General features: G+C 55.3%; 20 protein-coding genes. 3 read left to right on the top strand and 17 right to left on the bottom strand.

Annotation, left to right across the window (positions count from 1 at the left end):
• The first annotated feature begins 153 nt into the window (after nt 1–153).
• Nucleotides 154–1302 carry a tyrosine transporter TyrP gene (tyrP, locus tag ACX1CU_RS07965; RefSeq protein WP_459402045.1) on the top strand — a complete coding sequence of 383 codons (1149 nt, stop codon included), beginning with the start codon at nt 154–156 and terminating at the stop codon, nt 1300–1302.
• Nucleotides 1303–1336: 34 nt separating this feature from the next.
• Here the strand turns inward: tyrP and ACX1CU_RS07960 are convergent, their stop codons facing one another.
• On the bottom strand, nt 1337–1879 hold the full coding sequence (locus ACX1CU_RS07960; RefSeq protein WP_459402044.1) for a YfaZ family outer membrane protein: 543 nt from the start codon (nt 1877–1879) through the stop codon (nt 1337–1339).
• Nucleotides 1880–2204: 325 nt separating this feature from the next.
• Here ACX1CU_RS07960 and katA point away from each other — a divergent pair, with 325 nt between their 5' ends.
• On the top strand, nt 2205–3641 hold the full coding sequence (gene katA / locus ACX1CU_RS07955; RefSeq protein WP_459402043.1) for a catalase KatA: 1437 nt from the start codon (nt 2205–2207) through the stop codon (nt 3639–3641).
• A 44-nt stretch (nt 3642–3685) separates the two neighbouring features.
• On the opposite strand, the gene menE is transcribed toward katA, so the two are convergent.
• The 10 genes from menE to ACX1CU_RS07905 form a co-directional block, all read right to left on the bottom strand.
• Complete coding sequence (menE, locus tag ACX1CU_RS07950; RefSeq protein ID WP_459402042.1) at nt 3686–5074, bottom strand: o-succinylbenzoate--CoA ligase; 1389 nt, start codon at nt 5072–5074, stop codon at nt 3686–3688.
• Complete coding sequence (gene menC / locus ACX1CU_RS07945; protein ID WP_459402041.1) at nt 5062–6045, bottom strand: o-succinylbenzoate synthase; 984 nt, start codon at nt 6043–6045, stop codon at nt 5062–5064. Before menC ends, menE begins: the two co-directional genes overlap by 13 nt.
• Complete coding sequence (gene menB, locus ACX1CU_RS07940; protein WP_459402040.1) at nt 6045–6902, bottom strand: 1,4-dihydroxy-2-naphthoyl-CoA synthase; 858 nt, start codon at nt 6900–6902, stop codon at nt 6045–6047. The genes menC and menB overlap by 1 nt, the downstream gene beginning before the upstream one ends.
• Nucleotides 6886–7674, bottom strand: a complete 789-nt coding sequence (gene menH / locus ACX1CU_RS07935) for a 2-succinyl-6-hydroxy-2,4-cyclohexadiene-1-carboxylate synthase (RefSeq protein ID WP_459402039.1) — start codon at nt 7672–7674, stop codon at nt 6886–6888. The genes menB and menH overlap by 17 nt, the downstream gene beginning before the upstream one ends.
• The gene (gene menD, locus ACX1CU_RS07930) at nt 7674–9347 is read right to left on the bottom strand and encodes a 2-succinyl-5-enolpyruvyl-6-hydroxy-3-cyclohexene-1-carboxylic-acid synthase (RefSeq protein ID WP_459402038.1); all 1674 of its coding nucleotides are present in this window, start codon (nt 9345–9347) and stop codon (nt 7674–7676) included. The genes menH and menD overlap by 1 nt, the downstream gene beginning before the upstream one ends.
• A gap of 175 nt (nt 9348–9522) precedes the next feature.
• A complete protein-coding gene (gene menF / locus ACX1CU_RS07925) occupies nt 9523–10815 on the bottom strand; it encodes an isochorismate synthase MenF (protein ID WP_459402037.1) in 1293 nt (430 codons plus the stop codon).
• A 268-nt stretch (nt 10816–11083) separates the two neighbouring features.
• Nucleotides 11084–12325 carry an MFS transporter gene (locus ACX1CU_RS07920; protein WP_459402036.1) on the bottom strand — a complete coding sequence of 414 codons (1242 nt, stop codon included), beginning with the start codon at nt 12323–12325 and terminating at the stop codon, nt 11084–11086.
• A 161-nt stretch (nt 12326–12486) separates the two neighbouring features.
• Nucleotides 12487–13353 carry a DMT family transporter gene (locus ACX1CU_RS07915; RefSeq protein ID WP_459402035.1) on the bottom strand — a complete coding sequence of 289 codons (867 nt, stop codon included), beginning with the start codon at nt 13351–13353 and terminating at the stop codon, nt 12487–12489.
• A 314-nt stretch (nt 13354–13667) separates the two neighbouring features.
• The gene (locus ACX1CU_RS07910; RefSeq protein WP_459402034.1) at nt 13668–14093 is read right to left on the bottom strand and encodes a cupin domain-containing protein; all 426 of its coding nucleotides are present in this window, start codon (nt 14091–14093) and stop codon (nt 13668–13670) included.
• A 309-nt stretch (nt 14094–14402) separates the two neighbouring features.
• Nucleotides 14403–16232 (bottom strand): thiamine pyrophosphate-binding protein, encoded by a 1830-nt coding sequence (locus tag ACX1CU_RS07905; RefSeq protein ID WP_459402033.1) that lies wholly within the window; start codon nt 16230–16232, stop codon nt 14403–14405.
• A gap of 341 nt (nt 16233–16573) precedes the next feature.
• Between ACX1CU_RS07905 and ACX1CU_RS07900 the strand changes: the two genes are divergently transcribed.
• Nucleotides 16574–17446, top strand: coding sequence for a LysR family transcriptional regulator (locus ACX1CU_RS07900; RefSeq protein ID WP_459402032.1), 873 nt, complete (start codon nt 16574–16576; stop codon nt 17444–17446).
• A gap of 52 nt (nt 17447–17498) precedes the next feature.
• Here ACX1CU_RS07900 and nuoN read toward each other — a convergent pair whose 3' ends face one another.
• From nuoN to nuoI, 6 genes are all read right to left on the bottom strand, one after another.
• Nucleotides 17499–18956 (bottom strand): NADH-quinone oxidoreductase subunit NuoN, encoded by a 1458-nt coding sequence (gene nuoN / locus ACX1CU_RS07895; protein ID WP_459402031.1) that lies wholly within the window; start codon nt 18954–18956, stop codon nt 17499–17501.
• A 6-nt stretch (nt 18957–18962) separates the two neighbouring features.
• Nucleotides 18963–20492 (bottom strand): NADH-quinone oxidoreductase subunit M, encoded by a 1530-nt coding sequence (gene nuoM, locus ACX1CU_RS07890; protein ID WP_459402030.1) that lies wholly within the window; start codon nt 20490–20492, stop codon nt 18963–18965.
• Between the two features lie 199 nt (nt 20493–20691).
• Entirely contained in the window at nt 20692–22539 is a 1848-nt protein-coding gene (nuoL, locus tag ACX1CU_RS07885) for an NADH-quinone oxidoreductase subunit L (RefSeq protein ID WP_459402029.1), read from the bottom strand.
• Complete coding sequence (gene nuoK, locus ACX1CU_RS07880) at nt 22536–22838, bottom strand: NADH-quinone oxidoreductase subunit NuoK (protein WP_459402028.1); 303 nt, start codon at nt 22836–22838, stop codon at nt 22536–22538. Before nuoK ends, nuoL begins: the two co-directional genes overlap by 4 nt.
• Nucleotides 22835–23392, bottom strand: a complete 558-nt coding sequence (gene nuoJ / locus ACX1CU_RS07875; RefSeq protein WP_459402027.1) for an NADH-quinone oxidoreductase subunit J — start codon at nt 23390–23392, stop codon at nt 22835–22837. The genes nuoK and nuoJ overlap by 4 nt, the downstream gene beginning before the upstream one ends.
• An 8-nt stretch (nt 23393–23400) precedes the next feature.
• Entirely contained in the window at nt 23401–23943 is a 543-nt protein-coding gene (gene nuoI, locus ACX1CU_RS07870; protein ID WP_459402026.1) for an NADH-quinone oxidoreductase subunit NuoI, read from the bottom strand.
• Nucleotides 23944–23955: the final 12 nt, after the last annotated feature.

Here is a 23955-nt window from a genome sequence, read left to right as displayed (position 1 = left end):
AACATAACTATACAGTCTTCGTAACGTCGGTTTGACACAAAATGGGCAATCCACTATTCTGCCGCCCAAAGTCATAAGCTAGTAGAGAAAAATGTGAAGAATCGCACTCTGGGCAGTGTTTTTATCGTGGCAGGCACCACCATTGGTGCCGGAATGCTGGCCATGCCGCTGGCAGCAGCAGGGGTTGGTTTTGGTGTCACCTTGGCCCTGTTGGTTGGGCTGTGGGTATTGATGTGCTATACCGCCCTGTTGCTGGTGGAAGTTTATCAACATGAGCAGGCAGATACCGGCTTGGGCACGCTGGCACGACGCTATCTGGGGAGCAGTGGCCAGTGGCTGACCAGCTTCAGCATGATGTTCCTGATGTACGCACTGACGGCCGCCTACATCAGCGGAGCCGGTGAACTGCTGGCAGTCAGTATTAGCCAATGGACTGCGCAGGATTTCCCAACCTATCTTGGCGTGCTGCTGTTCACCCTGGTGGCGGGTGGCATAGTTTGTGTCGGTACCCACTCGGTCGATCTGTTCAACCGTATTCTGTTTAGCGCCAAAATCATCTTCCTGATCGTGATGCTCGGCCTGATGATGCCCTATATCCATCAAACCAACCTGATGACGCTACCGCTGGAACAAGGGCTGGCGCTTTCGGCTATTCCAGTGATTTTCACTTCGTTTGGCTTTCACGGCAGCGTACCCAGCATCGTCAACTATATGGGCGGAAACGTCCGCAAACTGCGCCGGATCTTTATCATCGGTAGCGCCATTCCGCTGGTTGCCTACATCTTCTGGCAGTTGGCAACGCTGGGCAGCATCAGTTCTAGCACTTTCGTCGGTATACTGGCGCAGCAGGCCGGGCTAAACGGTTTATTGCAGGCCGTACGCGGCGTGGTTGCCTCCCCGCATGTGGAACTGGCCGTACACCTGTTTGCCGACTTGGCACTAGCGACTTCATTCCTCGGGGTTTCACTCGGGCTGTTTGATTTCCTGGCCGACTTGTTTAAACGTCAGGACAATGTGCGTGGCCGCTTGCAAACTGGCTCCATTACTTTCCTGCCGCCGTTGGCGTTTGCGCTGTTCTATCCGCGTGGTTTTGTGCTGGCATTGGGGTTTGCAGCCATTGCGCTGTCGATACTGGCCCTGCTGCTGCCTTCGCTATTGGTCTGGAAAACACGCCAACAACATCAAACCAATTACCGTGTCTGGGGCGGTACACCGGCACTGGCACTGGTGTTTGTCTGTGGAATAACGGTGATTGCCATTCAACTTGGCATCGCCAGCGGTATGTTGCCAGCGGTAGGGTAACGGCTGAATGTGGGGGCAGATGCCCCCATCATGATCAGAAGCTCAGACCGGCACCGATATACAGGCCATCTGCCACCTTGTTGTCGCGGTGGCCATCTTTACCTTCAATGTTGGCATAACGATAGCCTGCATTGACGTTGAGAGGGCTGAAAACATTCCAGCGCAGGCCGCCGTTGACTTCGTTATAGGCCTTAACGCCGCTGGTCAGCGATTCTGGGGCAAAATAACCTTCACCGTACAGGCTGAAATAGCGATTGAGGGTCCACTGCAGGCCGCCACCCAACGCAAGCGCCGCGCCGCTCTTGCCGTCATTTGGGCTAAGGTAAAGCGCCTTACCGCCCACGGTTGCCATCAACGGGCCAACCGGCAGGCTAAACCCCAACCCCAGGCTGCCGACGTTACCGTCATGATCGCTGCGTAACCAGTTACCGCTCAGTGCTAAACCGGTGGTTGAGGTGCCCATGCCAATGCCCAGATTGGTGTAATGTTGCCCTACCTCACCATTCATGCTAATGGCATTAGCCGACCCCGCCACCAGCAGTAAACCGGCGGCACATGCGACTAAAGTTTTCTTCATCGTTGTTTCCTTTCATCCTTCATCATCAGGAAGTGATGATGTATTACCCTGAAAATAGCGCGGTGATGAGTGTAACCGAATCGTCACGCTATCGGCGGTAATTTAAAGCAAAAATCTTCCAATTTTTCAATAAATTGTAAATAAATGAAAATCAACCATCCCCGTATCGCAACGATAACCGGTGCCTATTTGCCCCTGGCCGAGAATAGGGCTACAACTAGTAATGCCATTGATATAAGCCAGCAATCTAGGGCTTTTCATTAATTACGATTATGTCCCCGAGTATGAGCAATCAACTTAACTGCAATACAGTAAGGAGCAATTGATGAGCAAGAAAGGATTAACCACTGCGGCCGGTGCACCCGTTGTTGATAATAATAATTCGATGACCGCCGGGAAACGTGGCCCACTGCTGATGCAAGACGTGTGGCTGCTGGAAAAACTGGCCCACTTTGACCGTGAAGTGATCCCAGAACGCCGCATGCATGCCAAGGGTTCCGGTGCATACGGCACCTTCACGGTGACTCACGACATCACCCAATACACCCGCGCAAAAATCTTCTCCGAGATTGGCAAAAAAACCGAGCTGTTCGTTCGCTTCTCTACCGTCGCCGGTGAGCGCGGTGCCGCCGATGCCGAACGTGATATCCGTGGTTTTGCGATGAAGTTTTATACCGAAGAAGGCAACTGGGATCTGGTGGGTAACGATACACCGGTGTTTTATCTGCGCGATCCGCTCAAATTCCCCGATCTCAACCACGTGGTAAAACGCGACCCGCATACCAACCTGCGCAACCCGATTTATAAATGGGATTTCTTCTCGCACCTGCCGGAAGCCCTGCACCAGTTGACCATCGACTTCAGCGATCGCGGCCTGCCCAAGTCTTACCGCCATATGCACGGTTTCGGTAGTCATACTTTCAGTTTTATCAATGCTAATAACGAGCGGTTCTGGGTGAAATTCCACTTCCGCTGTGAGCAAGGCATCGAAAACCTGATGGATGATGAGGCAGAAGCGATCATCGCCAAAGACCGTGAAAGCTCGCAACGCGATCTGTTTGACGCGATCAAACAGGGCGACTTCCCGCGCTGGACGCTGCAAATCCAGATCATGCCCGAGCACGAAGCCTCACAGACCCCGTATAACCCGTTTGACCTGACCAAAGTCTGGCCGCACAGCGACTATCCGCTGATCGAAGTCGGTTTCTTCGAGCTGAACCGCAACCCGGACAACTACTTCTCCGAAGTAGAGCAAGTGGCAATGAACCCGGCCAACGTGGTGCCAGGTATCGGTTTCTCACCGGACAGAATGTTGCAGGGCCGTTTGTTCTCCTACGGCGATGCACATCGCTACCGCCTGGGGGTCAACCATCACCAGATCCCGGTTAACGGTGCCAAATGCCCGTTCCACAACTATCACCGTGACGGCGCGATGCGCGTGGACGGCAACAGCGGCAACGGCGTCACCTATGAGCCAAACAGCTTTGGCCTGTTCCAGGAGCAACCGGATTTCAGCGAGCCGCCATTGAGCATCGAAGGTGCGGCGGATCACTGGAACCATCGCGAAGACGACGATTACTACAGCCAGCCACGGGCGCTGTTCAATCTGCTGAGCGCTGAAGAGCATCAGCGTATGTTCACGCGCATTGCCGATGAGCTGTCGCAGGTGCCAGAACAGATCCAGCGCCGCCAGGTTGATCTGTTCGCCAAGGTGCACCCAGACTACGGTGCCGGTGTCGCCAAGGCGTTAGGTTTGAAATAATCAGTGACTGTTGTGCCAAGGCCGCTCTCGGGCGGCCTTGTTTTTCAGCGAGAACCTTTCAACTGCTCAACTACCCACTGCCGTAAGCGGCGGCGCGAAATCTTGATACCGCCGGTTTTCAGTTCGTCACGTAGAGCAAACAGCGCGATTGGCCGCTGGAAATTCGCCAGTTTGTCATCCGCCCATGCCAGCAAGGCATCCAGCGTCAACTCCCCTTCGTAGTCAATCACCGCCACTGGCCGCTGACCAAATTCGGGATCGTCAACCGGCACGATAAACACCTGCAAGATCTGCGGATGCGCTGCCAGCACCCGTTCAACATCTTCGGGTTGCACCCCTTCGCCACCGCTGAAGAACAGATTATCCAGCCGACCGATAATCCGCAGCTCACCCTGCTCCATCGCACCACGATCGCGCGTGTGGAACCAGCCCTGCTCATCGGCGATCGGCAACAGTGCTCCCTGGTGCCAATAACCCAGCGCCAGGCTTGGCGAGCGGATCCACACCTCCTGATCCACCAGCCGTATCTCGCGGCCATGCAAAGGCAAGCCCACGCCCGGCCGTTCGTCGGCGCGTTTAGCGCATACCGTGGAAGCCAGTTCGGTCAAACCGTAACCGCACCAGCAGCGGATCCCCATTGCCTCTGCCTGCTGGGTGAGCGAAACCGGGATCATCGCCCCACCGAGCAGCACCTCTTTCAACGCATGTTCGGTCATCGGTTCAGACAGTAAGCGCCATAACTGGGTCGGTACCAGAGAAGCATGAGTGCAGCCAGCCAGCGCGTCGGCCAACGGCTGCATATCACGCACCACCAACTGCGCACCTGCCACCAGCCAGCGCCAAATAATGCCTTGCCCAGAAACGTGGAACAGCGGCAGAGAAAGCAACCAACGATCCTGCGGCTGAAAGTCCATCAGATGCAGCACGCCTTCGGCGCTGGTAAGGTGCCCGGCATAGCTGTGTGCGGCCGCTTTTGGCAAGCCGCTAGAACCGGAGGTCAGCGTCAGCGTTGCCAACCGTTGTGCATTCCACGGTAGCTCTTGCAGAGGGTATTCCATTCCTGCCGATGGCGATAATCGGATAATTTCAGGCGGCAGCTCGGGTAAACCATCGGGGCTGAAAGCAAAAGTGATATCCAGATCCGGTAGCAACGCTGCCAGCATCGAGGCAGGCAACGCCGGGTTAAGCGGCAACACGCGTACCCCGCATTGCAGCAATGCCAAATAAGCCAGCAGCAATGGATAGCTATTTTTGCCACACAGCACCACGCCACAGCCCGGCAAAACCCCTTGATGCTGGAAATCCGCCGCCAGCAGATCAACCAGCCGTTGCAGCTCCAGCCAGCCGATCGGCTGATGCCCAACGATCACCGCCGTCGCCTGCGGGCGCTGTGCGGCCCAATAGCGCCAGGGCCAGTCGTTTAGCTGCGCCATAAGCACTCCAGCGCATCCGTACCGAGCAACGGCAGCGTACTCTCTGGCCAACCGCGCATCAGTTGCGCCTGCATCAAGCTCAAAGTATCCAGCCCCGGTACGGTATCCGGCGTCAGCCAATGGGCAATGCGTGCCAGCTGCGTTAGCCCCAGGCTGGACTCAATGCTGGAGCTGATCACTGCGACTAACCCCGCCTGGTGCGCCTGCTCGATCAGTTCACGGCAGCGGTTCAAGCTGCCGACCAGCGTTGGTTTGATAACAATCGCGGCCACGCCCGGCTCGGCCTGCACCACAAAGTCCGCTTCACGCACGCTCTCATCCCAGGCGATAGCAATACCGGTCGCCTGCGCAAAATCCCGCGACTCATCACGAGTTTTGCAGGGCTCTTCCAGAAATGCGATGCGATCGCGCCATGCCGGGTTGACGTACTTGGCAAAGCTGTCGGCCTTGGCGCGCGTCCAACTGCGGTTGGCATCCAGCCGCAATTTAAGATCTGGCAAAGCCTCTAGCAGCACGTTGACCACCATGCCATCGCGCACCGCCTCATACAGGCCCACTTTCACCTTGGCTACCTTCTCGCCCGGCAATGCGCTCAGCACCGCAAACAATTCGTCGGGATCGCCGGTACAAAGCGGAGCCTTGCGATAGTCGGCCTGCAACGGCAACTGCTCTGCCAATTCAGCCAACGCGCAACTGGTGCCGAAAGCCACCGACGGCGGTTCGCTGGCAGCGCTGGCCTCACCCACCAGCCACGCCTGTAGCCAGATTAAGGCGGCCTGCTGTGCCTGCTCGAGCGTTTCCTGACTGAATTCCGGCAGCGGCGCGATCTCGCCCCAACCCTGCTGATCCCCCTGTTGCAGGTGGATCAGTAAGCCATCACGGGTTTTTAACCGCTGGTTGCGCAGCACCACGCCCGCCTCCATCGGCAGGCAGTAACGGTAAAGGGCTGCGTTACGAGTTAGCGCGGTCATTACGGATTACGCTTGAACTTGCTGAAGTCCGGCTGGCGCTTTTCATTGAATGCGTTGCGCCCTTCCTGACCTTCGTCGGTCATATAGAACAACATGGTGGCGTTACCCGCCAGCTCCTGCAAACCTGCCTGGCCGTCACAGTCGGCGTTGAGCGCTGCTTTCAGGCAGCGCAAGGCCATCGGGCTGTTTTGCAGCATCTCACGGCACCAGCGCACGGTTTCTTTTTCCAGATCCGCCAATGGCACCACGGTATTGACTAAGCCCATATCCAACGCAGCCGCAGCATCGTACTGGCGACACAGGAACCAGATCTCACGCGCTTTTTTCTGGCCAACAATGCGCGCCATGTAAGAAGCGCCCCAGCCGCCGTCAAAGGAACCAACCTTCGGCCCAGTCTGGCCAAAGATGGCGTTATCGGCCGCAATGGTCAGATCGCACATCATATGCAATACGTGACCGCCGCCAATAGAGTAACCAGCCACCATCGCCACCACCGGCTTCGGGCAGGTGCGGATCTGGCGCTGGAAATCCAGCACGTTCAGGTGGTGCACGCCGCTGTCATCACGATAGCCGCCGTAGTCACCCCGCACTTTCTGATCGCCACCGGAGCAGAAGGCCTTGTCACCAGCACCGGTAAGAATGATAGTGCCGATCCCATCGTCATAACGCGCGTTCGCCAACGCATCGATCATCTCTTTCACCGTATGCGGGCGGAAGGCGTTACGTACCTGCGGGCGGTTGATGGTGATTTTGGCAATGCCATCGCTGGATTTGTGGTACAGGATGTCCTCGAAATCGCCGGAACAGTCCTGCCACTCAATGGCGGCGTACAGTTGTTCTTCATTGGGATACAGCATGTTCAGTTCCTTTATTATCAAGAAATTCATGTAGCGCAGCGGCAAAATCCGCCGGGTTCGCTAAATGCGCATTATGTCCGGCCTGTGGCACGGTACGCAGCGGCAAACCGGCATCGCGCGCCAGCATTTGAAATTTGTGATCATCAACACCGCACAGCACCCGCATCGGCAGCGTCAAACGTTGTAATTGTGGCACCAACCACGGCTGCCGCCCGAGCGAAGTGGCTTCCAGCATATCGGCCACCGCCGAGCCAATATTGGCAGAACGGGCTGAGATCAGCGCTTCACGGTGTACCGCGCTCAGATCGTCAAATATCGGTTGCTGATACCAATCCAGCAGCACCTGCTCAATAGGTTCAGCGCGAAAACGACTGGCCCAATTGGCATCATGGGCACGGCGCTGAGTGCGTAGTTCTTCGCTCTCCAACCCCGGATTACCGCCTTCGACCACAATCCCCTGCAACCCCTGATGCTCACCGTAGCAAGCGTGGTACATGGCAATCCGGCCGCCGAGCGAATAGCCCACCAGCCAGTAACTTTCAATTTTGTGATGTTGCAGCGTGGCGGTGATTTGCCGGCTGATATCGGCAAAGTCCTCGCAGGGCTGGGCAGCAGAATCCCCATGGCCGGGCAGATCGATCGCCAGCGAAGGCCACTGCTCGCAGCGAGAAGCGATAACCCGCCACTCATTGTTATTGCCCAGCAGGCCATGCAACCAAACCAACCATGGGCGATGGCTTTCGCCCTGTTGTAAAACGCGTGAAGCCAGCATCAGTTCACCACCTTGTGTTGTACCAGATGTTGTAACGTCTCTGCGCCATCGCTCGGCGGCACCTGCAATTCAATTAACGTCGTTCCGCTGTGGTCCCAAGCCTGTTCTACTGCCTGTTGCAACTGCTGCCAATTTTGCGGGCAGGCGTAATTCAGCTGGAACATTGCCGCAGCATGGCTGAAATCCACGTTCTGCGGCATACAGTAAAAACGCTCGCGCTCCAATTCCGGCGTTGGCAGCAGCGAGAAGATCTGGCCACCGTTATTATTCACCACAATCAACACCATCGGTGCAGAAGATTGGCGCAGCAATGCCAACGCATTCAGGTCATATAACGCGGAAAGATCGCCGACTACCGCCAGGGTGGGTTTAGCCGTGGCGCGCTGCACGCCTGCGGCGGTGGAAATCAGCCCATCAATGCCGCTGGCTCCGCGATTGCTGAACACAGGATAACCTGCTGGCAACTGTGCCAATGCGTCGATCAAGCGCACAATCAGGCTATTGCCGAGAAACAGTTGGCCATTTTCTGGCAATAGCTCCGGCAACCGGTGAGCCAGTTGCGCCTCACCGAAGCGATTGACCAAATATTCAGACACAGCATCAAAAGAATCCTGAGCCAAGGCCACCAAATCCTCAGCCCACGGCGCACCTATCTGTGCCGGGTGTAGATCGAGCCACTCGCCCACGGCGGCGCGAAGTCGGCGGCCACGATGGTGCGCCGGATCGAGCCGACCAGGCAGTGAATCAATCAGCCAATATTCCTCTGGTTGGCAATGCTCTTGCCATTGCAGCAGGCGTTTGCCGGTCAGGCTGCTGCCAAATTGCACCACCAGTTGCGCATTTTCCAGCAATTGGCGCGCCTGTGGCTGTGCCAGCCACAGATCGGCACAGGGTAACGGTTGACCGGTTTGCGAAAGGACGTCACCAATCAATGGCCAACCCAGCATGTCGGCCCATTCGGCCAACCGCACTCCCTCTTCAGCGCTCATACGCCCGGCGATCACCACCCCACGCTTTTGCCGCCAGACAAACCAATCTGGCTGTTGCAATACCTGATGCGCATCCACTTCTCGCAGCCAAGGCTGGGCCCCTTGCCACCAATCGCCCAATGCCGCCGACCATTCGGCATACTGCTGCTCATCACCGCCATACAGCGGTTCGGCAAACGGGCAGTTGATATGCAACGCACCGTGCGACAGGCGCGCCATCGCGCTATCTAAAGTAGAAACCAGCCAGCGGGCGGGAATATCCGCGCTAGGGCGTGGCAAATCAATATTCAGCGTTGGGTGGCTCGCATAGAGACCCGGTTGGCGAATCGCCTGATTGGCACCGCAATCGATCAGTTCTGGCGGCCGATCGGCAGTGAGAAAGACTAATCGTTCACCGGTCAGCCCAGCTTCAATCAGGGAAGGATAGAGATTGGCCGCAGCGGTGCCAGAGGTGACGATCACCGCCACCGGTTCGCGCGCCGCTTTTGCCAGGCCGAGCGCCAAGTGGCCCAGCCCACGTTCATCAAAATGGGTATGGCAGATAAAAGAGCTGTTGGCAGCCGCCGCCAGCGTCAAGGGTGTGGAGCGCGATCCCGGAGCGATACAGACATGCCGCACCCCATGGCGTGCCAGCGCTTCTAACAGCAACGCCGCCCACCGGCGATTAAAAACACTTGTCGACATAGTTCGCTCACGAGTCAGTAAACAGAAGTTATGCTCGGAGGATAACTAACAAGAGATATCACTCCAGGGGCTATAACTCTAAATTATATAAGTAATCATCTTTGCGGCTTTTGCGCTGGAGCAAAAACGCCGTAACTCTCCGTGGCAGGCTGAGCCGGAATACATCAATTCCGGCTCAGAGGCCGCCTTCTGGTTGCAGAAGAGTCCGCAAACCGGCCACTTTATTTTCGATTTCCTGCCACTCTTCGGCCGGATCCGAACCGGCAACAATACCCGCACCAGCATAAAGTTGGACCTGAGCACCATCGATCTGGGTGGAGCGCAGCGCCACGCAAAATTCGGATTGATCAATAGACAAATAACCGGCCGATCCGGCATACCAATGGCGAGAGAAAGGTTCATGCAGGCGGATAAAGTCACGTGCTGCCTGGCGTGGCAACCCGGCCACCGCAGCGGTAGGCTGAAGCCGTTGCAGGCAGTCGGCGTCGTCACCACGGTTCAGTTGCCCTTCAATCCGCCGCCGCAGGTGCTGTACCTTACGCAAACGCACCACTTCGGGGGGCAAAACGTCTACCGCACTGGCGCCCCCTTGCAGGCGCTGGCAGATATCATCCACCACCAGTAGGTTTTCCTGTTGGTTCTTGGCATCCTGCAGCAGCCACTGTGCCAACGCGCGTGCCTGTTGCTCATCCGTATGGCTGGCAACGGTGCCCGCCAGCGCTTCGGTCAGTAAATGCTGCCCTTCACGCAGATACAATCTTTCCGGGCTTGAACCAAGAAAGGCCGAGTGCGCATCGAAACGCATCATAAAATGGTAGCAACGGTGGTTAACCTTGCGGCTGGCAGCAATCAACGCGGGTGCAAACAGCGGGCTTGCCAGCGTCAGCCGCGTGCTGCGTGCCAACACTACCTTATCGAGCTGCTGATGTTCGATCGCCGTCAGCGCCTCACGCAGCATAGCGTCCCAAGCTGAACGCTCTGGCTGATGCAGCACCGATTGCACCGTTACCTGCAAATCCGCGATCGGTTTTGCCGCCGCCAGTTCCTCAAGCCAGCGGCTGGCGGCAATGGCGTCTTCATGCAATGAAGATTCAGAAAACAGATTCAGCGTCAGTTCACCCTTGCCGCTGCGACTCTGGATCTCCACACGCGGCAACAGCAGCAGCGCGCTGTCGTCAAAAGCGTTCAGCCCCCACAGGCGAGCACCGGGATGAGCATGCAGAAACGCCTGCGCCGGCAAAGGATGCGAGAATTGCCTGACTGCGCCACATACCGCAGCTTCTCGCTGCGCTTCACGATGGCGCCAATAAAACTGCGGGAATAGCGTTTGTGCCGCCAACCACTCAAGTAACGTGGCGGCCAGGCGATCGGGAACCGGTAATGTTATCTGCCGAAATCCGGCTTCAGAGGGGAAACCCTGCGCAAGCTGCTGACGTAACTGCCGCAACAATCCCGAAAGTTGTTCCACTGCAACCTCATTAACCAAACTTAATGTGGGGAATTATACGGTAAATCAAAACCGGCGGGCGGAAAAATACCGTCAGCGTCTTGGCATATCAGCCAGTTGCTTATGGATTAACCGTGAAGAGTAATTTTCAAGCTACAGGTAAGAGGCAATCAAAGATAACGCTGTATTAATGAAGGGGATTTCTTAAAAAAAAACAGCGTGCAAGCACGCTGAAAATAGTACACAACACCAGGGAAATCGGCAGTAACGCGGGTTATCCTTATTGGTTTTAGCGCGGGAATTTCGCTCGCATTACCAGTAGACCCAAGGCCAGGCAAACCACAGCGCTGACCATAAATAACAGATTGACCGCCAGATGCAGGCTGGCATGGTCGATCACTACACCCAACAGAATAGGTACCCAGTTGGCAATATAAGCGATCACATAAAACAGCGAAATCAAGCGCGCATGGCTGGCCTTGGGTGAAATCAGGTTCACCAGCGTCGCACTGCCAACAAAAATTGCTCCGTAGGCATAACCCGCAATCACCATGCCCGCCGCAGCCAGGCCCAATGAATGGATCAGGATCGCCTCGGCAAACACCACCACAGCCAACGCCTGCGCCAGGCAACCAAACATCAACGAATAGCGCGCATTAAAGCGACGGCTTAAAATCTGACTAATACCGGCAATCACCAGATACACCGCAATCACATAGCCATAAACACCACGGCTTTGTATACCCAACAACTTTTCCGCCACGCTGGGGCCAATCGCCAGAATGCTCGCCGCCACCGCCCAGCAGATGAATAACGCCCCAGCACACAGGAAGAATTGACTGCCGGTGGCCCGCAAGCCATCCGCCAAACTGCTTTTTTCTACTACAACTTCCGCAGCCTGCCCGCTGCTTGGTGCAATTACCACATCCTGCGGCCACTTCAGCATCACGCCCAACGCCGCCGTGGCCGCAACGACCATAATGATGACAAACGGCAGCGACGTGGTATAGAACCCGGTCTGCAATGCGACACCGCTGAAAATCGGCCCCAGCGCCAGCCCGGTGGTAAACGACAGCGTGGCGATCAGTGCGGCGTTTTTGCCCCCGTCCTTCGGGCCAAAACGCACCAGTGCAATATTGGCCGCACCGGTCAATGCCCCAGTGCCAATTCCTGCCAACAAGCGTGCGATAAACAACATGAGAAATGAATCCGCCAGCGCAAATAGCAGAGCTCCAACCAGCACCACCAGTAACGCCGGGACAATCATGCTGCGCAGATCTTTCACCTTTCCGGCCAGGTTGCCCACGCCGAACAGAGAAATAAGCACACCCGCGGCATAAGCACCGTAAATAACCGTCAGGCTTACCGAAGTTAAAGCCAGTTCATGCTGATAAAGGGGATAAAGCGGCGTCGGTGCACTGCTGTTCAGTAGCGCAGACATCAATGCCAGCGCTAGAAACAGCAGAATAGCAAAACGCGAAGAACTCGAGTCCGTTCTAGTTGATCCATCAACAGCCACACCGTCTGACATTATCCTCTCCCGAAACGATCAAGCCTGCGCCTGCAATAAACCGCGCTTTCCGAAAATAGCCCCAATCAGAAAACGCGCTCATCATACCGTTCGGATCTAACTGCCAAAATAGCCAATAACGCATCACAGTGATTCATTAATGCATGCATTTAGATGCAAAATTACACTGACGCGGTTTTGGCGGCGGCTTTTGCTGGCGCACGCCGCAGCATGGCCAACGCCCCAGAGAGAATAATCAATGCCATGCCAACAGCGGCAATCGAAGACAATGCTTCTGCAAACATCAGGTAGCCGAGCAGCGTGGAGAAAATAATGGTGCTGTAAGAAAGTATGCTGACAATCACCGCGTTACCACTGCCATAGGCGCGGGTCATGGTGATTTGCCCCAGGCTGCCGAAGATACCGATGGCACAGACGCACAGCAACGTGGCGGCATCCAGTGCCGAGAACCCGACGATCAATGCCATCACAACGCCCACCAGCGTCCCTACCAGAGAGAAATAGAACACCACGCGCAGTTCAGGTTCACCGGCGCGTACCAGTTTACCGACGTTAAAATAGGCCAGCGCGGTTAATAACCCGGAAAACAAACCGATTAACGTCGCCGCAAACTCACCGTGCGGCACATCCGGGCGCAAAAGAATCAGGATACCGACAAAACCCAGCAAGACGGAGAACAGCAGTTTACCGGTCAGTTGACCTTTGGTCGTTACGAAAACGATCACCGACTGAAAGATGGGATTGGTATAACCGAGGGTCGCCGCCGTGGCGATAGGCAGATGAATCAGCGAGTAGAAACCGCAGTACATGGCGGCATTGCCGATGGCAGCACGCTTCATATGCAACCCAAGATGCTGGGTACGGAAACCGATATTCTTGATTTGAATCAGCGCTGCCACTATCGCCACGTTGATAAATGAACGATAGAAAATGATGTCAAAAAAACCGACCTTCGCTGAAGCCAGTTTGATACAGGCCCCCATCAATGCGAAAAACGCACTGGCAACGACCATCCATAACGCAACCATGATTTCCCCGGAATGCGGCCCAATCGGGCCGCGAACTCATTTATACCCTAAATAATTCGAGTTGCAGGACAAAAGCGCAACGCGTTTTTGAACAGCACTTGTGCTGGCCCCACAGGGGCGAGGCCCAAACTTGGGCCGAGTAACGCGACAAGCTCGTGACAAATGGGTCGTAGACCGATTTGAACAGCGCTTGCGCTGGCCCGTAGGGTGAGCCTCATTAATGAGGCTCATAATCCCCAGAAGCATAGGCCACTATGTGACTGGGGTAAACGAGCGTAGTCAACACACCTGCTGCTTGAAGTATGACGGGTATGTTATTCGGCGGCTTTCACCGTCAGTGGCTTATTATCTGCACAGGCAAAGAATACCAGCATTTCGGCGCCTTTATCACCGGAAACGCCCTGATGAACAATATCTACCGTATCGGTAAATGAGTCACCCTGTTTGAACGTTTTTTTCACACCGGTGGCTTTCACCGTCAGAGAAACACTGCCACCGGTCATATACACCGCACTGATGCAGGGATGAGTATGCCAGGCCAGCACTTTGTTCGGCTCTACCGTAACTTTGAGCATGGTGATTTGCGGTGCCCCTGCCGGGTAGTGCCGGTAGGCGGTGCCTTCCCATGAGTTTTCAGTTTTCAGCAGGGTTTCTTTGGTGATCCCTTCACCATGTTCATCAGCCGCCAGCACGTTACCTTGAAATGCGGCCATTAATGCCAGAAGTACCCATTTATACATGGTTATTGCTCCATCGTTGTTGTGATTAAAAAATAGAATGGGGTGAAATACCGAGGTGACATTGATATACCCAAAATAATTCGAGTTGCTTGTAGGCGGCCACTGAGAGAAGCCCTAGGAGCATAGGCCACTATGTGATTTAGGGTGAATGACAAATCTGCGCATGCAGATTTGAACACCGCTTGCGGTGGCCCCGAAGGGGCGAGGCCCAGCATGGGCCGAGTCACGCAGCCAACACCCAAGCAACTTGAAGTATGAAGGGTATAGCGATGCTGAGGCCGCCATACACACAGGCATGGCAGCTACGTTTTATATCCCCTTGATACGCTGTTCGTATTCTTTAATGCTCTCGGAATAATAGCGGTTGGGAACCACGTGGTTGCCGACCATCACCTCAATCAGGAATGGCCCTTCATGCTCAGCCGCCATGGTGAGCGCATGATCCAGTTCTTCGAGCGTCGTGGCTTTGGCCGAAGCCACGCCCAAACTGTTGGCAAAGGCCCTCCAGTCATGATTCGGCAATGCGGTATAAGCAGCGGAAACCCCCCGGTTTTGCAGCGTGTCGATATGCACGGCACCGTGTGCGCTGTTATTCATCACCACAAAGGTCATTTTTACCTGATAACGTGCTGCGGTCTGGATCTCCATACCGTGCATCAGCATGCAGCCGTCACCGGTGACCACCAGGCAATCGCGCTGTGGAGCAGCCAGCTTAATGCCGATACCGGCACAGATCGCCCACCCCATGGGAGCCAGCGAGCTGGAGGTATGATAGTCACCACGGCCATGCGTCTGCCAATGGTGTGCCATAAAGATGCGATGCGCACCTGAGTCCACCACCACATTGGTGTCATCGGCCGTGCGGCGGCGCAGATGCTTGATCACATCCCCAGGGTACATATTGGCCTCACCCAGGGCGATACGCGCCACCAGATCCGGCTGTTCCTGTTCCAACGGCAAGGTACGCACCTGCTTCATCCACTGATCGCGCAAGCGGTTAACGCAAATCAGGCGAGCATCGTCATCCTCAATAATTTCCAGCAGGCTCTGCAACGAACCGTTCAGGTTGGAGAAAATCTGTAAATCGGGCTGATAGTGAGAGCTGACCTTATCGAAATCCTCATCAATCACCACCAGCGTTTTGGTGCCATGCAGTTTGGGATCCCAATTCAGGCTATCGCGCTGGCTGAGATCGCAGCCCAGCACCAGCAAGACATCCACGCTGTCACCATTGATGGTTTCCACCGCGCGGGTATGGCCAGCAAAACCATACAGGCCCAACGCCAGTTCATGATCCTCAGGGAAAGCCCCTTTGCCCGACAGCGTAGTGGCAACCGGTAGGCGATACTTTTCGGCCACACGTAACAGCAGTTCGGCATCCAACGGATTATTGATGCGGCTCCCCACCAGACAAGCCACATTCAGCCCGCGCAGCAGATAGTCGTCTAGCAGCATCTCCAGCGCGGGCTGATCTACCGCGACTTCACGGCACAGCGGCATCCGAATTGGCTCTGGCTGGTTTGTTCTGGCTACAACCGTCTTCTGCATATCAACCGGTACGCTCAGATAGGCACGCCCTTTGCGCTGAGTATTTAAACAGGACAAACTGCGGCGCAGTTCATGCTGTAGCGTGAGGTTGTTTTTGACTTCAATGGCCGTGGATAGCAGTGGCTTAACGATGGTCAGCTCATCAATGCCGCTGTTGCTGCCATCCTGAAATGCGCCCTGCGCTTCATGATAGGTGGCAATCCCCCCCGCCAGATAGAGTACCGGGATCTTATCGGCCTGTGCGGCCGCCATCGCCGGCAAAAAGTTCATGGTGCCAGGGCCGGAAATGCCTAAGCAAACACCGAACCTGCGGCTGGCACGAGCATAGCCATCAGCCATAAAACCACAGGCGGTTTCATGGGCCCCAACGATGCCGGTAATCGTCGAATGATCAATGGATTTAATCAGCGGGTAAACAAGCTTGCCCGGCACCAGAAAAATATGCTGAATTCCGCGGGATGCCAATCCTTCGATAATCACATCTGCATTATTTTTCTCTGCCGCTTTAGCACCTGGTGATGTGATCACCCTGACACCATCCGCAGTTGCCAATGCTACGGGGGCGTACATGCTCTCTACTTGAGACTCCATTTTTTATATCCAGTCTTGGTAAGACAATCTGATTCAGCGCGGATCCCATCAAGCAATTACGCCCACCAAGACCGGCTCTCATACGCATTTGCTAATGCCGGAAAGGCCACTCCAAAACACAACCTGCGCCATATCGCAACATGAGCGCCGATCAGCATAAAGATTGTTTGATAAAAATAAAGATGCAAACCTGCTTCACAAGGATGCATTTATTCATATTCTGAAACATAATAGATAATGATGATACAGCAGCCTCATTTTTTGCAAACGCCTTTTCTAACAAGGCATTCATAGTGAAAACAGGCTGAAAACCCATAAGATTCCAAGAAGGAAACGGCACAATGAATTGGGATGATGCGCGCTTCTTCCTGGCTGTAGCACGCTGCGGCACTTTACGAAAAGCGGCCAATGAACTACGCGTCGATCAGGCTACCGTTGGGCGGCGGGTCAGCGCGTTTGAAGAGACCTTAGGTTCAAAACTGTTTATCCGTACGCCAAAGTCGTTCTCTCTCAGTCCGCTGGGGGAAGAAATGCTGTCAGATGTGATGAACATGGAAAACGCAGTGCAGGCTATCGGCCGCAAAGCCACCAGCGGCGATGAAAGCCTGTGTGGTAGTGTCCGCATCGCCACCACCGATACCATGGCGGAAGCCTTTGTGATACCGGCATTGAAAAACCTGCGCGAGAAATACCCGCGCATCACCGTAACCTTACTGACCGCGGTCAACATTTCTGACATTTCTTATCGCGGGGCCGATCTGGCGATCCGCGGTGCCCGCCCGGAGTCCGATGAGCTTGTCATTAAACGCCTGGCTACCATTGAAATGGGCCTTTACGCCACGCAGGATTATCTTGACAGGCAGGGAGTGCCGACCAAAGGCGGCCATCTGCGTGGCCACGATCTGCTGATGTTCCCGCGCGAATTGGTACCACGTCACTGGAGTAATTTCTGTGGCGAGACGTTGGTCGATCCTAATGTGGTATTGCAATGTAATTCCCAATTGCTGCTGCGTTCCGCAACGCGTAACGGCTTGGGTATTGGCCTGCTCTCTTGCTTCCTGGCCGATAACGATCCCGATCTGGTACGCATTTTCCCCGAGAATAAAGATTGGGTGGATATCTGGCTGGTACTTCATCCCGATTTGCAGCGCGCAGCACGCGTTCGTGCGGTAGTGCAGGCATTGGAAGCCTCGTTCCAGACTTACCCTGAATAGCCGCCATTAAAAAAGGTCGCCGAAGCGACCTTTTTTAATGCCTGAGTTCCGATCAGAACATCGGCTGTGCCATCTGCACCAGCGTAATCAGTGGCTGCGGGTAAATACCCAGCAACAGCACCAGTACGGCAGAGATCAGCACCACTACCCCACCGGCAGTCAACGCCCAGTTGTCTGGCGTATCACGAACCAGCTTTTCCGGCGCGCTGAGGAACAGGCTGACGGTCACACGCAGGTAGTAGTACAAACCAATTGCACTCCCCACCACCACGGCACCGGTCAACCACCACAGATGAGCACTCACACCCATCGCAATCACGAAGAACTTACCGATAAAGCCCAACGTCATCGGGATCCCGGCCAGCGACAGCATCATCACCGTCATCACCGCCGACAGGATCGGCTTGTGCCAGAACAGGCCACGGTAGGAGAACAGTGAATCAACATCCGGGCCACGGTACGGGCTGGACATCAGGCTGATCACACCGAAAGCCCCCAAGCTGCTGAACAGGTAACCGGCCAGATAAACACCGGCGGTTTCCAGCGACAGTTGGTGAGTTTGCACCGCAATCAGCGCCACCAGCAGATAACCCAGGTGAGCGATCGAGGAGTAACCCAGCAAGCGTTTGATGTTGGTCTGGCTGATCGCCATCAGGTTGCCGAACAGAATCGAGCAGAAGGCAATAATCGACAGCACCATACGCAGCGCTTCACTGTCGGCAGCCGGTGCGTACAGGAACAGACGCATCACTACCGCGAAGATCGCAATCTTGCTGGCGGTGGCCAAGAAGGTTGAAACCGGCGCAGGCGCCCCCTGATACACATCGGGAGTCCACAGTTGGAACGGCACCAAAGAGAGTTTGAAGCCCAAGCCCACGATCATCATGCCCATACCGGCCAGAATCAGTGGGCGGTGCACCATGTGCTCCTGCAGGCTCTTACCCAGCCCCGCCAGTGACAGATCGCCAGATTCTGCGTACAGCAGCGCCATGCCAAACAGCAGGAAGCTGGATGCCGCCGCAGACAGCAGCATATATTTGATCGCCGCTTCCAGAGAGCGTTTCTGACGATAGGCGTAGCCCACCAGCCCAAACAACGGCAACGAGATCAGTTCAATACCGAGGAACAGCGAAGCCAGGTGATTGGCACTCGCCAGCAGAATCCCACCCATGGCAGCAATCAGCACCAGCAGATAGAACTCTTCACGGTTGTCCGGGTAACCCACCAGCCATGGATAGGCAAAGGTACAGGTCGCCAGGCTCGCCAGCAGCACCAGCCCGGTATAGAACATCGAATAACCGTCAACCCGCATCAGCGGAGTGACGTCCATTGGGCCAACCTGGCCGACAAAATAAAGTGAAAGCAGCGCCAGGTTAAGACCGACTACTGTCAAGGTGGCGTTGATAAAATGGTCGCGTCGCCACGCAATGCACAGCATCACAACCACCACCGTCAATCCGACGATCAACAGCGGTAACAGTGCGATCAGTTGTTGAGGAGTTATTGTCATGGCGAATTACGGCCTTGTTGTTGAAATTGCTGAAACTGACTGACCAAACCAGTGTTGCACGTTGCTCATCGCCGCACTTGAGGTATCGAGGATCGGCTGAGGATAAACCCCCAACAGGACCAACAGAACCACCAGCAGCAGAATGATGAACAATTCACGCGCGGTCATGCCCGGTAAGGGTTGATCGGACTTTGGCGCACCGAAGTAGGCACGCTGCATCATGATCAAAGCATAAACCGAAGCAAACACTAGACCGAAGGTAGAAATCACGGTGATCACCGGGGCCACTTGGAAGCTGCCTATCAGGATCATGAATTCACCGACGAAGTTACCGGTACCCGGCATCCCCAACGTCGCCACGGCGAAGAACAGCGACAGTGCAGGTATGTACTTGATCCGCCCCCACAGGCCGCCCATCTGGCGCAAGTCACGGGTATGCAGACGCTCATACAGCTGACCGCAGATGATGAACATACCGGCCGCAGACAGACCGTGCGCAATCATCTGGATAACCGCCCCCTGATAAGCCAACTGGCTGCCGGTGTAGATGGCAATCAGCACAAAGCCCATGTGCGAAACGGAGGTGTAGGCAATCAAACGTTTGATATCGGTCTGCGCAAACGCCATCCAGGCACCGTAGAAGATACCGATCACACCCAGCCACATAGCGATTGGGGCAAACTCAGCGGAAGCATTCGGGAACAGCGGCAGACTGAAACGCAGCAGGCCGTAAGCGGCGGTTTTCAGCAAGATCCCCGCCAGGTCAACAGAACCTGCCGTTGGAGCCTGGCTGTGTGCGTCCGGCAACCAACCGTGCAATGGCACCACCGGCATTTTCACCGCAAATGCGATAAAGAAGCCCAACATCAGCAGGTATTCGACATTGTGCGACATCGGGGTATTCAGCAGATCCTGATAGCCGAAGGTCCATACGCCCGTTGCGTTATAGTGCACAAACACCAGGCCCAGAATCGCAATCAACATCACCAGACCGCTGGACTGGGTGTAGATGAAGAACTTGGTTGCCGCAGTAATACGGGTTTTACCGTCCGACGCCTTGTGCCCCCACAGGGCGATCAGGAAGTACATCGGCACCAACATCATTTCCCAGAAGAAGAAGAACAGGAACATGTCGATGGCAAGGAACACGCCGATCACGCCGCCCAGGATCCACAGCAGGTTCAGGTGGAAGAAGCCCTGATATTTCTGAATTTCACGCCAGGAACAGAGGATCGCCAACACGCCCAGCAGGCCGGTCAACACCACCATCAGCAGTGACAAACCGTCCAGCGCCAGGTGAATATTGATACCAAAACGTGGGATCCACGGCAGCAGGAATTCAGACTGCCACTGCGGAATGCCTAACGGTTTGATCAACGAGTATCCACCCTGCAACCACAGTTGCAGAGACAGCAATAATGTCAGCCCCATTGCAATCAACGCGATCCAGCGCGGCGCCTTAGTACCGAAACGCTCACACTGCCAACACAGCAGACCGCCGATAAAGGGGAGAAGAATTAGCCAAGGTAATAGCATGGCGTTTTGTGTCCCTTATTCTACCCGTATCTTTCAAACCGTGGCGTTGTTGGCTACGCGTACTCATCCCAGTCACTTACTAGAGTAAGCTCCTGGGAATTCATACGCTTGCCGCCTAGCCACAGCTTGAAATCCACAGGGTATAAAACATTGTACATAGCACAGAGCACTATGCCCGATAAATGCTTTAAATTATTGGTTAAACCAAAATCAACAGCGCCAATACGACCACTGCACCCACACCCATCGACGCAATATACCAGCGTATCTGACCATTCTCGCTCACCGTCAGGCCACGGTTCCCCCAGCGGGAGAAGATTGCCGGCAGATTCATCAGCGAGTTCAGCGGATCGCTTTGCAACAGCCGGGCAACGCCCAGATACGGTTTAACGAACACTTTGTCATACAGCCAGTCAAAGCCCCAAGCATGGAACCACCAGGTCGAGAAGAAACGGCCCGGAGCGCTTTTCGCGATACTGCTCACCAGGCTGCGTTTACCCAACCACAGCGCAGCAGCCAGCAGGATACCGACGATAGCCACCACGCCAGAAGCGATTTCCAGTTGCAATACGCTGCCATGCGCCATTTCGGTGGTTTCTGGCAGCACGCCCTGCAACGGTGGCACGATCATCGCACCAACGAAAGTGGACAGTACCATCAGAACCAACAGCGGCAGGTGGTGCGTGATGCCTTTGCCTGCATGGGCTTTGATTTTCTCTTCGCCGTGGAACACAATGAAGATCATACGGAAGGTGTACAGCGAGGTCATGAACGCCCCGATCAGACCGGCAATCATCAGGTTGATGTGGCCGTTCGCCATTGCGCCCGCCAGGATCTCATCCTTACTGAAGAAGCCAGCGGTAACGATCGGCAGTGCCGACAGCGCAGCGCCGCCCACCAGGAAGCACAGGTACACCAGCGGAATGCTCTTGCGCAGGCCGCCCATTTTGAAAATATTCTGCTCGTGGTGGCAGGCCAGGATCACCGAACCAGACGCCAGGAACAGCAACGCTTTGAAGAACGCGTGAGTCATCAGGTGGAAGATCGCCGCATCCCACGCCTGCACGCCCAACGCCAGGAACATATAGCCAATCTGGCTCATGGTGGAGTATGCGAGTACGCGTTTGATATCGGTCTGTACCAGCGCGGCAAAACCCGCCAGCAGGAGGGTTACCGCCCCGACGATGCCCACCAGGTGTAATACTTCCGGTGCCATCAGGAACAAGCCATGCGTACGGGCGATCAGGTAGACACCGGCGGTAACCATGGTTGCCGCATGGATCAGCGCAGATACCGGAGTTGGACCGGCCATCGCATCTGCCAGCCAGGTTTGCAATGGCAGCTGCGCCGATTTACCCACTGCACCACCCAGTAACATCAAGGTTGCCCAAGTGATAGCGGTATCGCCAATCGCCAGTTTCTCCGGTGCCAACACCATCAGTTCACGGATATTCAGCGTACCCAGCTCGCGGTACAGAATGAACAGCGCAAAGGCCAGGAATACGTCACCGACGCGGGTCACGATGAAGGCTTTCATTGCCGCCGCACCGTTGGCCGGATCTTTATAGTAGAAACCGATCAACAGATAGCTGCACAGGCCCACCCCTTCCCAACCCAAGTACAGCAACAACAGGTTGTCTGCCAACACCAATATCACCATGCTGGCGATAAACAGGTTGGTATAGGCGAAGAAGCGTGAGTAACCTTCTTCACCGCGCATGTACCAGGAAGCGAACATGTGGATCAGGAAGCCGACGCCGGTAACCACTGACAGCATAGTCAGCGATAAACCGTCCAGAACCAGAGTCACACCGATGTTAAAATCACCGACGGCCATCCAGTTCCACAGGTTTTGCTCGTACAGCTGCACGCCGGTGGCTTTCTGGCCGAGAAAATCGATCGCCGCGTACGCCGTGATCAGCGCCGCTAAACCAATAGAACCCACGCCGACGGTAGCCGCCGTGTTTTCAGACCAGCGGCCACGGGAAAATGCCAACAGCAGGAACCCGATCAGCGGTAGCAGAATAGTTAAATATAATAGGTTCATCCGCGCATCTCACTGACAGTATCAATATTCAGGGTATGACGACGACGGTAGAGCTGTAGCAGCAACGCCAGGCCGATACTGGCCTCCGCCGCCGCCAGGCTGATCGCCAGGATATACATTATCTGCCCGTCCGGTTGGGCCCAGTAGCTGCCTGCCACGATAAACGCCAACGCTGCGGCGTTGATCATCACTTCCAGGCTGATCAGCATAAACAGCAGGTTACGACGGATCAGCAACCCGGTCAGCCCCAGGACGAACAGAATCGCCGCCAGAATCAAACCATGTTGGAGAGGGATCATGCTTGCTCCTCCGATTTTCTTTTCGCCATTTCACTTGCCGGGGCATTGCTCAGCACTTCACCCGGTTTGTGCTCACGGCCAACGTGGAAGGCAACAACCAAACCTGCCAACAGCAGCATTGAAGCCAACTCAACCGCCAGAACGTAAGGACCAAACAGGCTGATCCCAACCGCTTTAGCATCCACCATCTCACCGCTGATGCCCTGATCGTCCAAGCTGCGGATCGCAATAATCAGCACCACCAGCAACGCCAGCGACAACAGGCCAGGGCCAATCCACACCGACGGTTTCAGCCAATCACGCTCCTGTTGCTGCACCGCGCTACCGAGGTTCAGCATCATCACCACGAATACGAACAGCACCATGATGGCCCCGGCGTAGACGATGATTTCCAGCGCACCGGCAAAGTAGGCACCCAGTGAGAAAAAGACTGCCGAGATCGCCAATAACGAAACGATCAGATACAGCAGCGCATGTACAGGATTGGTATGCGAAATCACGCGAATTGTCGCGACAATCGCAATCAAACCTGCCAGATAAAAGGCAATTTCCATGCTTGCTCCTACGGCAACAGACCTTTGACGTCGATCGGTTTGGCTTCATTTTCGGCTTCGCCTTTGGCTTTGCCGTCAATTGCCATACCGGCCATCCGGTAGAAGTTATATTCCGGATATTTACCCGGCCCCGAGATCAACAGATCCTCTTTTTCGTACACTAAATCCTGACGCTTGAACTCACCCATTTCGAAATCCGGCGTGAGCTGGATCGCCGTGGTTGGGCAAGCCTCTTCACACAGACCACAAAAGATGCAGCGTGAGAAGTTGATGCGGAAAAACTCTGGATACCAGCGGCCATCTTCCCGCTCTGCTTTTTGCAGCGAAATACAGCCGACGGGGCAAGCAACCGCACACAGGTTACAGGCCACGCAACGCTCTTCACCGTCAGGATCGCGCGTCAGCACGATGCGGCCACGATAGCGCGGCGGCAGGTATACCGGCTCTTCTGGATACATTTGGGTTTCGCGCTTGGCGAAGGCATGCAGGCCAATCATCCAAAGGCTGCGCACCTGGGTGCCGAAACCAACCAATAACTCTTTCAATGTCATGGTTTATTCACC

It is taken from the genome of Serratia sp. D1N4 (assembly GCF_054552755.1).
The sequence above is the reverse complement of the archived record's forward strand: the minus strand, read 5'-3'. Positions and strand labels throughout refer to the sequence as shown.

Coding starts and splice junctions, on each gene's coding strand:
- ACX1CU_RS07920 (WP_459402036.1), bottom strand. CDS start 12,325: ATGTCAGACGGTGTGGCTGTTGATGGATCAACTAGAACGGACTCGAGT.
- nuoK (WP_459402028.1), bottom strand. CDS start 22,838: ATGATCCCTCTCCAACATGGTTTGATTCTGGCGGCGATTCTGTTCGTC.
- ACX1CU_RS07915 (WP_459402035.1), bottom strand. CDS start 13,353: ATGGTTGCGTTATGGATGGTCGTTGCCAGTGCGTTTTTCGCATTGATG.
- ACX1CU_RS07910 (WP_459402034.1), bottom strand. CDS start 14,093: ATGTATAAATGGGTACTTCTGGCATTAATGGCCGCATTTCAAGGTAAC.
- menC (WP_459402041.1), bottom strand. CDS start 6,045: ATGACCGCGCTAACTCGTAACGCAGCCCTTTACCGTTACTGCCTGCCG.
- ACX1CU_RS07900 (WP_459402032.1), top strand. CDS start 16,574: ATGAATTGGGATGATGCGCGCTTCTTCCTGGCTGTAGCACGCTGCGGC.
- menD (WP_459402038.1), bottom strand. CDS start 9,347: ATGTCGACAAGTGTTTTTAATCGCCGGTGGGCGGCGTTGCTGTTAGAA.
- ACX1CU_RS07905 (WP_459402033.1), bottom strand. CDS start 16,232: ATGGAGTCTCAAGTAGAGAGCATGTACGCCCCCGTAGCATTGGCAACT.
- nuoN (WP_459402031.1), bottom strand. CDS start 18,956: ATGACAATAACTCCTCAACAACTGATCGCACTGTTACCGCTGTTGATC.
- ACX1CU_RS07960 (WP_459402044.1), bottom strand. CDS start 1,879: ATGAAGAAAACTTTAGTCGCATGTGCCGCCGGTTTACTGCTGGTGGCG.
- menH (WP_459402039.1), bottom strand. CDS start 7,674: ATGCTGGCTTCACGCGTTTTACAACAGGGCGAAAGCCATCGCCCATGG.
- nuoM (WP_459402030.1), bottom strand. CDS start 20,492: ATGCTATTACCTTGGCTAATTCTTCTCCCCTTTATCGGCGGTCTGCTG.
- nuoL (WP_459402029.1), bottom strand. CDS start 22,539: ATGAACCTATTATATTTAACTATTCTGCTACCGCTGATCGGGTTCCTG.
- tyrP (WP_459402045.1), top strand. CDS start 154: ATGCTGGCCATGCCGCTGGCAGCAGCAGGGGTTGGTTTTGGTGTCACC.
- katA (WP_459402043.1), top strand. CDS start 2,205: ATGAGCAAGAAAGGATTAACCACTGCGGCCGGTGCACCCGTTGTTGAT.
- nuoI (WP_459402026.1), bottom strand. CDS start 23,943: ATGACATTGAAAGAGTTATTGGTTGGTTTCGGCACCCAGGTGCGCAGC.
- menB (WP_459402040.1), bottom strand. CDS start 6,902: ATGCTGTATCCCAATGAAGAACAACTGTACGCCGCCATTGAGTGGCAG.
- menE (WP_459402042.1), bottom strand. CDS start 5,074: ATGGCGCAGCTAAACGACTGGCCCTGGCGCTATTGGGCCGCACAGCGC.
- nuoJ (WP_459402027.1), bottom strand. CDS start 23,392: ATGGAAATTGCCTTTTATCTGGCAGGTTTGATTGCGATTGTCGCGACA.